Origin of the sequence: Mycobacterium sp. 852014-52144_SCH5372336 (assembly GCF_001665615.1) — a bacterium.
GTDB lineage: Bacteria > Actinomycetota > Actinomycetes > Mycobacteriales > Mycobacteriaceae > Mycobacterium > Mycobacterium neumannii_A.
Genome location: NZ_LZSW01000042.1, coordinates 141,870 through 154,404, shown reverse-complemented (window position 1 = coordinate 154,404; position 12,535 = coordinate 141,870). Strand labels below are relative to the sequence as shown.

17 protein-coding genes are annotated in these 12,535 nt (G+C 67.7%); 11 read left to right on the top strand and 6 right to left on the bottom strand.

Going from position 1 to position 12,535, the window contains the following annotated elements; translation table 11 throughout:
• The first annotated feature begins 222 nt into the window (after positions 1–222).
• Positions 223–1,101, top strand: coding sequence for an LCP family protein (locus tag A5759_RS09480; protein WP_082693870.1), 879 nt, complete (start codon positions 223–225; stop codon positions 1,099–1,101).
• Positions 1,102–1,232: 131 nt separating this feature from the next.
• Positions 1,233–1,778 carry a ferritin gene (locus A5759_RS09475; protein WP_064395091.1) on the top strand — a complete coding sequence of 182 codons (546 nt, stop codon included), beginning with the start codon at positions 1,233–1,235 and terminating at the stop codon, positions 1,776–1,778.
• Positions 1,779–1,801: 23 nt separating this feature from the next.
• Here A5759_RS09475 and A5759_RS09470 read toward each other — a convergent pair whose 3' ends face one another.
• The 3 genes from A5759_RS09470 to A5759_RS09460 all read right to left on the bottom strand — a co-directional run bounded on the left by A5759_RS09470 (position 1,802) and on the right by A5759_RS09460 (position 4,101).
• On the bottom strand, positions 1,802–2,656 hold the full coding sequence (locus A5759_RS09470; RefSeq protein WP_064418189.1) for a glycerophosphodiester phosphodiesterase: 855 nt from the start codon (positions 2,654–2,656) through the stop codon (positions 1,802–1,804).
• A 5-nt stretch (positions 2,657–2,661) separates the two neighbouring features.
• Positions 2,662–3,690 (bottom strand): DUF4328 domain-containing protein, encoded by a 1,029-nt coding sequence (locus tag A5759_RS09465; RefSeq protein ID WP_064395074.1) that lies wholly within the window; start codon positions 3,688–3,690, stop codon positions 2,662–2,664.
• Positions 3,691–3,759: 69 nt separating this feature from the next.
• Positions 3,760–4,101 (bottom strand): rhodanese-like domain-containing protein, encoded by a 342-nt coding sequence (locus A5759_RS09460; RefSeq protein ID WP_068196633.1) that lies wholly within the window; start codon positions 4,099–4,101, stop codon positions 3,760–3,762.
• Between the two features lie 368 nt (positions 4,102–4,469).
• Here A5759_RS09460 and A5759_RS09455 point away from each other — a divergent pair, with 368 nt between their 5' ends.
• On the top strand, positions 4,470–4,628 hold the full coding sequence (locus A5759_RS09455; RefSeq protein ID WP_156616872.1) for a hypothetical protein: 159 nt from the start codon (positions 4,470–4,472) through the stop codon (positions 4,626–4,628).
• A 102-nt stretch (positions 4,629–4,730) separates the two neighbouring features.
• On the opposite strand, the gene sodN is transcribed toward A5759_RS09455, so the two are convergent.
• Positions 4,731–5,153 carry a superoxide dismutase, Ni gene (gene sodN / locus A5759_RS09450; RefSeq protein ID WP_064395071.1) on the bottom strand — a complete coding sequence of 141 codons (423 nt, stop codon included), beginning with the start codon at positions 5,151–5,153 and terminating at the stop codon, positions 4,731–4,733.
• A gap of 85 nt (positions 5,154–5,238) precedes the next feature.
• Between sodN and A5759_RS09445 the strand changes: the two genes are divergently transcribed.
• The 4 genes from A5759_RS09445 (at position 5,239) to A5759_RS09430 (ending at position 7,899) form a co-directional block, all read left to right on the top strand.
• Positions 5,239–5,517, top strand: coding sequence for a S26 family signal peptidase (locus A5759_RS09445; RefSeq protein WP_231984603.1), 279 nt, complete (start codon positions 5,239–5,241; stop codon positions 5,515–5,517).
• A 122-nt stretch (positions 5,518–5,639) separates the two neighbouring features.
• Positions 5,640–6,173, top strand: coding sequence for a peptidase (locus A5759_RS09440; RefSeq protein ID WP_068196631.1), 534 nt, complete (start codon positions 5,640–5,642; stop codon positions 6,171–6,173).
• Between the two features lie 263 nt (positions 6,174–6,436).
• Entirely contained in the window at positions 6,437–7,123 is a 687-nt protein-coding gene (locus A5759_RS09435; RefSeq protein WP_068196628.1) for a TMEM165/GDT1 family protein, read from the top strand.
• 377 nt (positions 7,124–7,500) lie between these two features.
• Positions 7,501–7,899: a helix-turn-helix transcriptional regulator gene (locus A5759_RS09430; RefSeq protein WP_064418199.1), complete on the top strand. Its 399-nt coding sequence runs from the start codon at positions 7,501–7,503 to the stop codon at positions 7,897–7,899.
• 44 nt (positions 7,900–7,943) lie between these two features.
• Here A5759_RS09430 and A5759_RS09425 read toward each other — a convergent pair whose 3' ends face one another.
• On the bottom strand, positions 7,944–9,113 hold the full coding sequence (locus tag A5759_RS09425) for a hypothetical protein (protein WP_068196624.1): 1,170 nt from the start codon (positions 9,111–9,113) through the stop codon (positions 7,944–7,946).
• On the bottom strand, positions 9,110–9,601 hold the full coding sequence (locus tag A5759_RS09420; RefSeq protein ID WP_064418186.1) for an ImmA/IrrE family metallo-endopeptidase: 492 nt from the start codon (positions 9,599–9,601) through the stop codon (positions 9,110–9,112). The genes A5759_RS09425 and A5759_RS09420 overlap by 4 nt, the downstream gene beginning before the upstream one ends.
• Positions 9,602–9,854: 253 nt before the next feature.
• Between A5759_RS09420 and A5759_RS09415 the strand changes: the two genes are divergently transcribed.
• The 4 genes from A5759_RS09415 to A5759_RS09400 all read left to right on the top strand — a co-directional run bounded on the left by A5759_RS09415 (position 9,855) and on the right by A5759_RS09400 (position 12,534).
• Positions 9,855–10,511 (top strand): DUF6474 family protein, encoded by a 657-nt coding sequence (locus A5759_RS09415; RefSeq protein WP_068196621.1) that lies wholly within the window; start codon positions 9,855–9,857, stop codon positions 10,509–10,511.
• A 7-nt stretch (positions 10,512–10,518) separates the two neighbouring features.
• Positions 10,519–11,034, top strand: a complete 516-nt coding sequence (locus A5759_RS09410; RefSeq protein WP_082962060.1) for a hypothetical protein — start codon at positions 10,519–10,521, stop codon at positions 11,032–11,034.
• Positions 11,035–11,152: 118 nt separating this feature from the next.
• Positions 11,153–11,614: a copper resistance CopC family protein gene (locus A5759_RS09405; RefSeq protein WP_231984602.1), complete on the top strand. Its 462-nt coding sequence runs from the start codon at positions 11,153–11,155 to the stop codon at positions 11,612–11,614.
• Entirely contained in the window at positions 11,611–12,534 is a 924-nt protein-coding gene (locus A5759_RS09400) for a CopD family protein (protein WP_231984600.1), read from the top strand. The genes A5759_RS09405 and A5759_RS09400 overlap by 4 nt, the downstream gene beginning before the upstream one ends.
• The last annotated feature ends 1 nt before the right edge of the window (position 12,535 follow it).

Here is a 12,535-nt window from a genome sequence, read left to right as displayed (position 1 = left end):
AGATGTGTATAAGAGACACCCCGACGCACACCGCCTCCGCCGCCACCTCGGGCAGGCGCTCGCCCCACGGCCGCCCGCGGACCGGCACCACGACCCCAACCGCCACCGCCGCCTGCAGCCCCGACGAAGCCGAAACGCGCTCGGCGCCAACGGCATTGGGGCCGACTGCTGTTGGTGGTGCTGTTACTGGCCGTGACGGCGGTCGTGGCCGGTGGCATCTGGATGGACTCGTCACTGCAGCGCATCCCCGCGCTGGCCGATTACGCCGGCCGGCCCGCCGCGGGCGCGGGCACCACGTGGCTGCTCGTCGGATCGGACAGCCGTCAGAACCTGACCCCTGAACAACAGGCGCAGCTGACCACCGGCGGGGACATGGGCAACGGCCGCACCGACACGATCCTGCTTGTGCACATCCCCGGCATCGCCTCGAGCACCGACACGACGATGGTGTCGATACCTCGTGACTCCTACGTGTCGATCCCGGGCTACGGCAGCGACAAGATCAACGCCGCGTACTCGGTGGGCGGCCCGCAATTGCTCGCCCAGACGGTCGAAGAGGCGACGGGCCTGCGGATCGACCGCTACGCCGAGATCGGCTTCGACGGGTTCGCGACCATGGTCGACGCGGTCGGTGGTGTGACGATGTGTCCCGCCGAGCCCATCAGCGATCCCCTTGCCGGCATCGACCTGCCGGCCGGATGCCAGAAGCTCGACGGCCGCAGCGCGCTGGGGTTCGTCCGCACCAGGGCCACCCCGCGCGCGGACCTCGACCGCATGGTTCACCAGCAGGAGTTCATGTCCGCGCTGCTGCACCGCGCCACCAGCCCGTCGGTGCTGCTCAACCCGCTGCGCTGGTATCCGATGGCCGAAGCCGCCGGCCGCACCTTCACCGTCAACGAGGACGATCACGTGTGGAACCTGGCCCGGCTCGCCTGGGCGATGCACGGAGACGTCCTCACCACCACCGTCCCCATCGGGGAGTACTCCAGCGGTGACGCCGGCTCGGTCGTGGTCTGGGACGACGCCCTGGCAAGCCAGTTGTTCGAGGCGCTGCGGACCGACTCCCCGGTACCGCAGGACGTTCTCGACGCGCAGCCCTGACGCACCTTCAGCAAACATTCATCCGGGCGCGTAACCGCCGTCACAAAGGGTCGACTCATTAAGGTAAACCTGACCTCTGTTAGGTCGACCTTCGCTGACTATGGCCTCTGAGCTGGGATATCGTGGCGTCCATGACCACTGCTGAAGCATCCGACACCAAATTCCACGCCCTGCTGCAAGAGCAGATGCGCAACGAGTTCGGCGCCGCGCAGCAATACCTCGCCATCGCCGTTTACTTCGACGGAGCCGACCTTCCGCAGCTGGCCAAGCATTTCTACCGGCAGTCGGTCGAAGAGCGCAATCACGCCATGATGCTGGTCCAGTACCTCCTCGACCGCGACGTCGAATTCGAGATCCCCGGGGTCGACGCGGTGCGCAACGCCTTCGATGCTCCGCGCGATGCGCTCGTGCTGGCCCTCGATCTGGAGCGCACCGTCACCGAGCAGATCGGCCGGCTGGCCGGCGTGGCCCGCGACGAGGGCGACTACCTCGGCGAGCAGTTCATGCAATGGTTCCTCGGTGAGCAGATCGAGGAAGTCGCGCAGATGACGACGTTGGTGCGCATCGCCGACCGGGCCGGCGACGACCTTTTCCGCCTGGAGGACTTCGTAGCGCGCGAGCTCGGTTCGACGTCGAAGGACGTCGGCGCACCGAAGGTCGCGGGAGGCAGCCTCTGAGCGTCGCGCGGATCTGAGCGCGGCTAATCGCGACCGGCGGCGCCGGCCAGACCGTTCTGCAGCCAATCCTTGGTGCGGCCGGGGTGGTTGGTCGCGGCCCATGCCACACCGAGGTCGCGGCAGTACTGCACGTCCTCGAAATGATCGACGGTCCAGCAGTACAGCGCGCGGCCTTGCGCGGCCGCCCGGTCGACCAACTCCGGATGCTCCCTCAGTGTGGCGATCGACGGCCCGACCGCGGTGGCGCCGACGGTCGTGGCGGCGCTGCCGCCGAGGTAGCGCGACGTCTCGCCGAGCAACACGGTCGGCAACATCGGGGCCGCGCGTCGGATTCGCCACACCGCGGCCGCCGAGAACGACATCACCACGGCGCGCGACAGGTCCGCCGATGCCGGGGAGGCGATCCCGAACCGGTGCAGCAGCGCCAGCACCTTGCTCTCCACCAGCCCACCGAACCGGACAGGGTGCTTGGTTTCGATGAACACCTTGACCGGCCGGTTCCAATCGAGCACAAGAGAGATCAGCCCTTCGAGGGTGAGCAAGCCCGTATCACCTTGCACCTCAACGGCATTGCGGCTTGGATGCCAACCGCCGTAGTCGAGCTCGCGCAGTTGGGCGAGCGTCATGTCGCTGACGAGCCCCGTTCCGTTCGACGTGCGGTCGACCCGTCGGTCGTGCACACACACCAGGTGGCCGTCGCGGGTGAGCCGCACATCGCATTCCACGCCGTCGGCGCCCTGCTGCAGCGCAAGCTCGTACGCCGCGAGCGTGTGCTCGGGACGGTCGGCCGACGCGCCGCGGTGCGCCACGACGAAGGGATGGCCCCCGGGCGTCGGTCCGGAAGTCGCGTTCTCGGCGGCTTCGGAGTCGCCTGTCATAGGGCCTATGCTGCCGGGTCCTGCCCGTGCGACTCAACCGGAGCCTCGGGCTCGGGTCGATCCTCCGCCGGCCTGCTGTCGTCGGGGACGATCACCCAGCGCTTGCTCGGGCGCTCGACCGGCTGCCGTTCGAAACCGGAAACGACCTTCATGGCGAGCAGCAGGGTGGTCAGCGCCAGCAGATAGGCGATCATCGTGGTCATCGTGTTGTCGGCGATTCCCTGCGCATCGCGGGTGAAGCTGGTCGCGATCGACCAGATCGACACCGCGTAGCTGGCTACCCACGCAAGCCACCACACCGCGATCGGCCTGCGCAGATAGCTGAGCCGCTCCTCGACGCCCGCCAGTTCGAGGACGAACACCGGCGCCCAGAACAGATTGACGAACGGGAGCAGGCAGCCGGCCTGGAGTCGCCAGGAGGATCGAGGGTCCGTCGTTCCCCGGTAGGTGTAGGCGGCGGCCCGCCTGGCGATGAGCCAGTTCGTCAGCACGATGAGGCTGGCCACCACCATGAACGCGGCAACGACGCTGAGTACGACACCGAACCAGGTCGCGATCGCGGCGATCCACGGGGGCAGCAACACCGACCGGTTGATGATCAGCAGCACGTAGCGCGCGAGGTGGATCAGCGCCGCGGCGCCCAGCACCGCCATCGTTAGGAGCAGCGTGCCCGTCACCATGCCCGGCGACGGGCCGCGGCGCGGCGCCTCCTGCTGTTGGTCGACCGGCGCGGGCTGGTCGACAAGTCCCCATCGCGGGATGGTCGCGTAGCGAGGTGTCGGGCCGAGCGCGCGCTTCGGGCGCCGCGGATGCGGCGGTGCGCCCGGCCGCACGGCGATCCAGCGGTATCCCGGTGGCAGCTGCGGCCGCGGGCCGGGCGCTGCGGCCGCGGACCGTGCGCTCCACTGGGCGTTCGCGGTGTCCGGCGCAGACGCCGATGGCGGCATCAGCGATCCGTTGCACCGCGGACACCACGTCCGGCGCCGGTCGCGCACGTTCCACCGGGTTCCGCACGCCGAACACACCTGAATCATTTCGCTCCTCGCGCGCGCGGAATCACTTCACTCCTCGCCCGACCATTCGACCAGCGTAGCGACGATGCGTCAGACCACACCCGGCCCGCCGTCGTCGGTCACGATCGGTCGGCCGGCACCGGCCCAGGCGTACATGCCGCCGCTGACGTTGACCGGTGAATAGCCGTTCCTGGCCAGGTACTGCGCCACGCTCTGCGACCGCCCACCGGCTGCGCAGATCACGAACACCTGCGCGTCGACGTCGATCTCCGCCAGACGCGCTGGGACCTGTCCCATCGGGATGTGCCGCGCATCCGGGGCATGCCCGCGTGCCCACTCATCGTCTTCGCGTACGTCGAGCAGGATCAAGCCGGCGTCGAAGGTCGTCGGCACGTCGGCAACGTCGACCTGCGCGATTTCAGCCTCGTTCATGCGTCAATGCTGACATGCCGCCGGCCGGCTCGCGGCGACAGCAATGACCACCTATCCACAATTTCCACAGGTTCATCCACAAGCCGCGACATCGGAGAACCCGCCTTGAGCCGCTGAATCTGTGTTTTTCCTGAGGATCGCTGTGGATAAGCGGTCGACGTTTGGGCGCTCCCATCAACAGGCGGTCGGGCGGCGAGCGAAATCCCTAGTCCCGCTAACCGCGACTTGAGCCGGCCGCACCCACATTCCGTGGTGCGCGCGAGCCGATTTTTCCGGTTCGACGCAAGGGGCTATGATCGGCGTCACAACCAGCAGTTGTGATAGATCTCACCCGGGGGAACGTGAAACATGCAGGTCAGGAGGGGTTCATGACATCTTCGATGGGATCGGGTTCGGCGATGCCCCCCACGAAGTGGCAGTCCTCGACGCCCGCCGCCTACAACCGCAGCCAGCTGATGGCGTTACTGCGCGCCGGCGTGATCGCGCTGGTGCTCCTGGTCGTGCTGGCCCTGATCGTCCTGTTCTGACGACGAGCCGCCGACTCCTTCGCGAGGATACGACTTCTTCGTGACAACACGACAAAGCCGCCGGGTCTATGACTCGGCGGCTTCTTGGTGTCGAGAAGGTTTTCAGGCGGGCGGATAGACACCCATCTGCTTGCCCTTGTCGGTCTGCCAGAAGATGTCGGCGATCTCGTCGATCGTCTTGAGCAGCTTCTCGGCGACGGCGACATCGAGCGACTTCTTGACGTCGCCCGCGCCGTGCACGCCGTCCCAGAACAGCTGATGCAGGTTGGGGAACTGCTCGAAGTGATCCTTGGCGAAGAAGTCGGCCCACAGCACCATCAGGTGATGTTTGACCTCCTCGGCCTGCCGCTCCTTGATGATGATGCAGCGCGCGCGGAAGTGCTCATCGTCTGAGTCGTGGTACTTCTGGATCGTCTTGAGGCACGAGAGCGCCTCGATTTTGGCCTGCGCGGGGTCATAGACGCCGCAGTAGAGATCGCAGTGGGCATGGGCGGGGGTCGCGTGGTTCAACAATCGATGCAGCATGTACCTAACCTACCCTTTGGAGGTGCGCCGCAACCAGACACCGCGACGCTGGCCTCTGCGGTTGTTCCGAGTGGTCGACGACTCGATGCGCCCGACGGTCGGCCCAGGGGATGGCCTATTGGCCCTGCGGGGCGGGAGCATTCGGCGCGGGCAGCTACGGGTGTTCCAGGATCCGCGGCGTTCGACACGGTGGCTCGTCAAGCGGGTCGGCGATGTCTACGCCGACGGTCGCGACGTGATCTTTGAAGCGCGCTCGGACAATCCGGGCGCCCCCGGTGCCGTCGACTCCCACGAATTCGGTTGGATCCCGGCGGCCGGTTCGTATCGCGTGCTGTGGACTGCCCGAGCCAATTCCGGTGATTAGCAGTCGTGTCCACTTGCGTGCCAGCCGAGTTCTGCCGCATGCTGAGCAAATCGACCCACTGGCGTGTCGGGCCATCAGTCGGCCAGAGGCCGGCGTCCGAACACCGATGGCGCGGAGGCGATATGGAGAGGGAGTCGGGCAAGGCGATCGAGATCGCCCCCTTTCATTCACGCGGTTCACTCAAGGGATTCGTCATCTCGGGTCGCTGGCCGGATTCGACCAAGGAGTGGGCTCAGTTGCTGATGGTCGCCGTGCGCGTGGCATCGCTTCCGGGGTTGTTGTCCACGACAACGATTTTCGGTGCCCGTGAAGAGCTGCCCGACGAGCCTGAGCCCAATACGGTCGGCCTCGTCCTTGCCGAAGGCACCGTGGTCGGTGAATCAGCGGTACCGCCAGGTTATTTCGCCGAGCACCAGCCGCCGGCCCTGTTGATGCTGCATCCCCCGTCGGAAACCACACCGTCACTGCCGGAGTGCAGCGGCGCGGCCTCCGGTTGCGTGTTGCTGCCCGGCCTGCCCCATCTCGGTCTCGAGCACCGCGCAGCATGGGTGGAAGCCGAATCCGACGGAACAGTGACCTCCATGGTGAGCCGCGTCGGCCTGGACCCGATCAGCCACCCGGACACTGCGATTCTCGCGATGCTGCTTGCGGCATAAGGGCTTTCGAAGCATTTGATTCGGGTGCCTGAACGGTGGATTCGGGTGCCCGAAACCCTACGTGGCACTGGCACATCCGCGCTACCGAAGCTATGGTCGGTTCAGTAAGCGAAGGGGAGTAGCCCCCAATCGTCGTGTCGACATACTGGCGCAAGCCCGGCCGGCGAACCACACATCCGAAGGTGTGGTGGGCGAGACCTTCGACCGAAGCCGACGGGGCATGAACATCGCTATGTCGGCGACGCGTCGAAAGGGTCGTCTGAATGCTCGCCGCCATCGTGGTCAGTCTGGCCGTGGTTTTCGTCGCCGAACTCGGCGACAAGTCGCAGCTGATCACCATGACCTACTCGCTGCGGCACCGATGGTGGGTCGTGCTCTCCGGGGTCGGGATCGCCGCGATGCTGGTTCACGGCCTGTCCGTCGCGGTCGGACACTTTCTCGGGGTGACGCTGCCCGAACGCCCGATCGCGTTCGTTGCCGCCATCGCATTCCTGTTGTTCGCGGTGTGGACGTGGCGCGAAAGCGGGCACGACGACGAGATTCGGATCGCCGAGCCGCGATTCGTCGTCCCCGCGATCGTGTCGTCGTTCGTGCTGGCCGAACTCGGCGACAAGACGATGCTGGCCACCGTCGCCCTGGCCAGCGAACACAATTGGGCGGGGGTGTGGATCGGTGCGACCGCGGGCATGGTTCTGGCCGACGGCGCCGCGATCGCTGCGGGCAGGCTGATGCACCGCAGGCTTCCGGAACGGTTCCTGCACGGCCTGGCCAGCGTCCTGTTCCTTCTTTTCGGCCTGTGGCTGCTGTTCGACAGTGCGCTGGGTTTGCGGTGGGTGGCCGTGGCGGTCACCGCTTCCGTCACCGTCTCGGTGCTGATGGTCTGGCTCATCCGCCGCCGCAGGGCACCCGTGCCTGCCGAGACATCCCAGCCCTCCACCCAGGGGTCCTGACCTCGACCTGCGCCTTCGACGGTCCGACACTGGGCGCTCCGCGACCATCCGTGCGGTATGTGGCAAACCCGGCGTGGCGCCAGAATGCATGCAACTGATGTTGCCGGCGGCGGTCGTCGGGTCCCCTGTGGACGCCTGTCCGATTTCTGAGCAAAACTAGCTCGACAAAGCCGCCGTTGTTTGCTTCGTCGCACCGTATGGTAGAGGCGTCGGCGCACGCGGAATGCGTCGCAGCCGGCACAGTAGCGGGCGTCAAGCGCGGGGGCGGATCAACTTTTCCCGGGTTTGCACTTGGTTGTGGCCACAACACTCGCTACGATGATCAGCAAATACGCCGCTTGTACACCGCTCGTCCAATGCATGTGGAGGTCATATCGATGAGCACGACGTTCGCCGCTCGCCTGAACCGGCTGTTTGACACGGTCTACCCGCCGGGACGCGGCCCGCACACCTCGGCAGAGGTGATCGCGGCACTGAAGGCCGAGGGCGTCACCATGTCCGCTCCGTACCTCTCGCAGCTGCGCTCGGGCAACCGCACCAACCCCTCTGCCACCACCATGGCCGCTCTTGCCAACTTCTTCCGGATCAAGCCGGCCTACTTCACCGACGACGAGTACTACGAGAAGCTCGACAAGGAGCTGACCTGGCTCGCAAGCATGCGCGACGAGGGCGTCCGCCGTATTGCCGCGCGCACCGTCGGCTTGTCGCCGGAGGCCCAGCAGGACATCGCCCTAAAGGTCGATGAGCTGCGCCGCCGCGAGCATCTCGACGATTAGCCCGGTGCGGCCCTCCGCCCCATAGCTGGCGAAGTGGGGTCGCGCTACCAGCTACGCTGCTTGACCCGTCGCGCCGTCGCGACGGTCAGTGCTCTGTACTGCTCGGCGATCTCCAGGATCCATTCACGGTCTGAATACTCGCTGGGCTGGTTCAGCCACCCCAGTCCGGGAAAATCGACGCGCCTGTCCTCCGAAGCGCTCTCGGTCCCGGAGTAGATCCACTCGGCGATCGCCCGGGCCTGTTCCTGCGGCGGAACCGGCGGGGATTCGAGGGCTGTCTCGTCCGGCTCGGCGTCATCACCGGACACCGCGCCGCGCGGGTCGACCCGGAGTTTGCGCCGGTGTTCGGCGGCCGTGGCTTCCAGGTAGAGCGCGTCGGAGATCAACGACATCCGTTCTGCGACCCGGAAGACGAGCGGGCCGCGCGGCCGGACACCGATACCGATGTCGGGGTGTCTGCGGCCCAGCTCGGTCAGGATCGGCTGGATCGCCCGCAGTTCGCGCCTGGCGCCGAACCAGTCCTCGATGCTGGGCAGCAGCGATCCCGCGGCGACAACCAGCATCGCGCAGCCCAGCAGCGTCGCTGCGGCGCCGACGCCGACCGGTCCGTCACTGTCGAGGGCGCGTAGGAAGAAGAAGGCCGAGGCCACCACGATCAGCACGATGCCGATCGTGAACACGAACAGCGCGCGCCCCCGGCGGCTGCGGTTTGAATAACGCAGCCCCGCCCACGAGACCAGCGACAATGCCAGCAGCACGTAGAGCAGCGGCAGCAGCCACGGCAGCGTGTTCCCACCGCCACTGAGGTTGCGCTGCAGGTATTCCTGGGGCGACATTTCGGGCTGACGGCCCGCGGAGAAGAAGGCCACCGCGGTCACCACCGCGATCACCGCCGCGACGCCGTACTGCGCGAACGCGATCTTGCGGATGGTCGCCGGTTTGCGCACCGATGACACGGTCGTGATCATCACGCAGCTGCCCGCGGCGCACGCGACGAGCGCCACCTGGGACAGGCCAAGCGAGATGTTGGGCCAGCGCAGCAACCGGTCGATGAGCAGTGTCAGGGGCTGCCAGTTCAACGCGGCGATCAACGCCAGGCTTGCCAGCGCGACGATCATCGCGGTGCTCACCAGGCTCTGCTTATTGACCAGCGCCCATCCGATGCGTAGTCCGGTGGCCAGTCCGAGCAGACCGGCGATCACCCAGACGATCAACCAAACGCCTCTCCGAGCCGCACCTGGACGATTGACGAACGGTCCGAAGGAAGCCTGCCCAACCGGTACAGCAGCAGGGCCGCGAAATCCTCCGCCTCCTGCTCGGCCTCCTCACCGGCCGGACCCATACAACCGGTCCGCTGGTTGAGCATGTAGCTGATCAGATCGGAGCTGGCGAACTCGGTGCTCTCTTCGGCGGCCTGCGCGACGGGGATACCGTCGTGGCCCAGCACCAGGTGTCCCAGCTCGTGGGCCAGGGTGCGGTCCCACGCGGGCAGACCCTTCTGTATCAGGAACACGTCGTGGTCGTTGTATTGGCGCCACTGCCCGCAGACACCGGGCGGCAGCTCGGCCATCTTGAGCTCGATGGGTCGTTTGCGGTCTTCGCTGACGGCCTCGACGAGCCGGGTCAGCGACACCTCTCCCTGTCGCGGCGCCAGTTCGAGCACGGCCCCGACCGCGCGGGTGACACGGCGGTTAGCTGGCATGGATCCCCCTTCCGACTAGTTCACTATGCGCTGTCCGCCGTCTTGATGGGCGGCTTCTTCAGTCAGTTCGCGAACTTTGCGGTCTGTATAAGCATGCCCTCAATACGCCATGCAGCCAAGACGGACTCGGCGCCCTCTCGTCGGCGCCGAGCCGCCCGCAGGCCGAACGCTGTGAACGATAGGGTTGTGCTGCACCAACAACGCGCACAGCCATGACGTCAGCAATCGAGAAGACCGCCGGGAGGCAGCCGGGATGAGCCCGTTCAAGCGACGCAAAACCCGCGCCACCCGCAGGGCCGAGGCCCGCGCGATCAAGGCGAAGGCGAAATTGGAGGCCAAGCTGGCCGCCAAGAACGAAGCCCGTCGCATCAAGTCCGCCCACCGGGCCGAGGCCCACGCGCTCAAAGCGCAGCTCAAGGCCCAGCGCGACAGTGACCGCGCAGCCCTTAAGGTGGCCGAGACGCAGCTGAAGGCGGCCCGCGAAGGCAAGCTGTTCGCCCCCGGCCGGATCCGTCGCGTGCTCACCGTCATCCGCTTACTCGCTCCGATCGTCGTGCCCGTCGGCTACCGCGCGGCCATCGCCGCGCGCGGCTATGCCGATCAGCGCCGGGCGGACCGGCTCGGTGTTCCGCTCAGCCAGGTCGGCCAGTTCAACGGCCACGGCGCCCAGCTGTCGGCGCGCATCTCCGGTGCCGAACAGTCGTTGCGGCTCGTCTCCGACAAGAAGCCGAAGGACGCCGAGACCAAGCAGTTCGTCGGGGTGATCACCGAGCGTCTCGGGGACCTGTCCGCCGCGATCGCCGCCGCCGAGCACATGCCGCCGTCGCGGCGCCGGTCTGCGCACGCCGCCATCGAACGGCAACTCGACGGAATCGACGCCGACCTGATGGCTCGGCTCGGCGTGAGCTGAGCTGACAGTGTCGCCGTCCGGCTCCGCAGCCCGCCTTCGTGGCGCGGCTGCGGGTCTGCTGACGGCGACGCTCGCCGTGGCCGCACACGGTTACGGCGGTGCCGAGCCGCTGGACGGTGCCGCGATCGTGGCGCTGGTCATCGTCGCCGCGACCGTCGGCACGTTGACCACCACCCTCTCCGCCGGTTCGAAAACGCCTGTCCTGCTTGCGATTCTGGCGTGGGGACAGATCGCCGGCCACATCGTGCTGGGTGTCTCCGGGCATATCCATGCGCCGCAGACCGCGACGATGGTCGGCGCCCATGCGGTGGCGGTCGGCGTGGGGGCGGTGCTGATCGCGGCCGGCGACCGGTTGTGCCGCGTCGTGACGCGCGCGGTGCGCGTCGCGGTGCGCGTGGTGTGTCCGCCGGTCGCACCGCCGGGTCGTCCCATCGTCCGGCAGGCCGAACAACCGCTTCGTTCTGCGCTGCTTCTCGCCGCTTCGATTTCTCATCGCGGACCGCCGGTCAGCCCCGCGCGCTGATCGACATACCAACGGCTTGAGAAAGACACATTCGATGAGAACCATCACCAGGGTGCCCCGTCGTGCCCTCACCACCGTCGCCGCCGGTGCGGCCCTGCTCCTCTGGCTGACGATCGGAATGCTGGCCTCCGCGGGCACCGCGTCCGCGCATGCGACCCGCATCGCGTCGGACCCTGCGGAGAACAGCCGGCTGACGGAGGCACCTGAAACGGTGTCCGCCACGTTCAGCGAGGCACTGCAGCCGCAGTTCGCGGCCATGACCGTCGTCGGCCCCGACGGCAACCTGTGGTCGGCCGGCGAACCGCAGGTCCAGGGCGCCGTCCTCAGCGTCGGTGTGCGCCCACTCGGACCGTCCGGGCGTTACACCGTGAACTACCGGGCCACGTCGGCGGACGGACACGTGGTCAACGGGTCCTGGTCGTTCGAGCTGAGCGTGCCGGGAACCGGGACACCGGGCCCGTCGGCGGCCGCACCGGCCCAGGCCCCGGCCGATGACGGCATCCCTGTGTGGCCGTTCTTCGCGGGAGCGGTCGTCATCATCGCCGCGGGCGCGGTGTGGGCGGTGCGGCGCCGCGCGTGACCCGTCGACGCACTGTGGTCGTCGGGGTGGTGCTCGCGACCGCCGCGACAGGCCTGACCTGGGGGCTGGCCTACCCGCAGGGGTCGCTGGGTGCGACCGCGGTGCGGGTGGTCGCCGACTGCGCCGGTGTCGTCACGCTGGGCTTGGCGGTGGTGCCGGTACTCGACGGTGAGCGGCACCGCGGCGAGTTGTTGGCCCGCTCGACGCGACCGCTGGCAGTCGCCTCGGTGTTGTGGCTGCTCGCCGAATTGACCCGGCTGATCGTCGCGGCCGCACAAGCCGCCTCACTACCGGTGTTCCGCCTCGGCGTGCAGACCACCGCCGACTTCGCCACGACCACCGCGGCGGGCCGGGCGGGCATGCTCGCGGTCGCCGCCGCGACCGCCATAGCCGTGGCGGCGCTCGTCGCACCGCGGACGGCGTCGTGGAATGTCGCGGTGATCGGCGGCGCGGCGGTCGGAGTCGTCGCGCGCCAGCTGACCGGGCACTTCGCGAACAGCCCGTTGGGTGGTGTGGCGGTCACCGTGCACACCCTTGCGGCCGCGTTGTGGGTCGGGGCGCTGGCGGCGCTGGTGCTGACCGTCGACCACCGCGGACAGTGGGCTCGGATGCTGCCGCGCTTCTCCGCACTGTCGCTGATCTGTGTGGTGGTGCTGCTGGTCGGCGGCGTCGCAGGCGCCGCACTCCGGTTGGGCGCACCGGCCGAGTTGTACGCGACGGGCTACGGGCGGCTGGTGTCGGCCAAGATCGCGGTGACGGTCGCGCTCGTCGTCCTCGGCTGGCGAAACCGCACGATGTGGCTGCCCGCCGCACGGTCGCATCGCGCCACGGCGGTGGCTTCCCGAACCCGGGCGCATGTCGAAACCGCGGTGATGCTCGTCGCGCTGGTCCTGGCCGCTGGTCTGGCCGTCACGGGGTAGC

Excerpts from the sequence above, each read along its gene's own strand:
- A5759_RS09480 (WP_082693870.1), top strand. The coding sequence starts at position 223 with ATGGACTCGTCACTGCAGCGCATCCCCGCGCTGGCCGATTACGCCGGC.
- A5759_RS09475 (WP_064395091.1), top strand. The coding sequence starts at position 1,233 with ATGACCACTGCTGAAGCATCCGACACCAAATTCCACGCCCTGCTGCAA.
- A5759_RS09470 (WP_064418189.1), bottom strand. The coding sequence starts at position 2,656 with ATGACAGGCGACTCCGAAGCCGCCGAGAACGCGACTTCCGGACCGACG.
- A5759_RS09465 (WP_064395074.1), bottom strand. The coding sequence starts at position 3,690 with ATGATTCAGGTGTGTTCGGCGTGCGGAACCCGGTGGAACGTGCGCGAC.
- A5759_RS09460 (WP_068196633.1), bottom strand. The coding sequence starts at position 4,101 with ATGAACGAGGCTGAAATCGCGCAGGTCGACGTTGCCGACGTGCCGACG.
- A5759_RS09455 (WP_156616872.1), top strand. The coding sequence starts at position 4,470 with ATGACATCTTCGATGGGATCGGGTTCGGCGATGCCCCCCACGAAGTGG.
- sodN (WP_064395071.1), bottom strand. The coding sequence starts at position 5,153 with ATGCTGCATCGATTGTTGAACCACGCGACCCCCGCCCATGCCCACTGC.
- A5759_RS09445 (WP_231984603.1), top strand. The coding sequence starts at position 5,239 with ATGCGCCCGACGGTCGGCCCAGGGGATGGCCTATTGGCCCTGCGGGGC.
- A5759_RS09440 (WP_068196631.1), top strand. The coding sequence starts at position 5,640 with ATGGAGAGGGAGTCGGGCAAGGCGATCGAGATCGCCCCCTTTCATTCA.
- A5759_RS09435 (WP_068196628.1), top strand. The coding sequence starts at position 6,437 with ATGCTCGCCGCCATCGTGGTCAGTCTGGCCGTGGTTTTCGTCGCCGAA.
- A5759_RS09430 (WP_064418199.1), top strand. The coding sequence starts at position 7,501 with ATGAGCACGACGTTCGCCGCTCGCCTGAACCGGCTGTTTGACACGGTC.
- A5759_RS09420 (WP_064418186.1), bottom strand. The coding sequence starts at position 9,601 with ATGCCAGCTAACCGCCGTGTCACCCGCGCGGTCGGGGCCGTGCTCGAA.
- A5759_RS09415 (WP_068196621.1), top strand. The coding sequence starts at position 9,855 with ATGAGCCCGTTCAAGCGACGCAAAACCCGCGCCACCCGCAGGGCCGAG.
- A5759_RS09405 (WP_231984602.1), top strand. The coding sequence starts at position 11,153 with ATGCTGGCCTCCGCGGGCACCGCGTCCGCGCATGCGACCCGCATCGCG.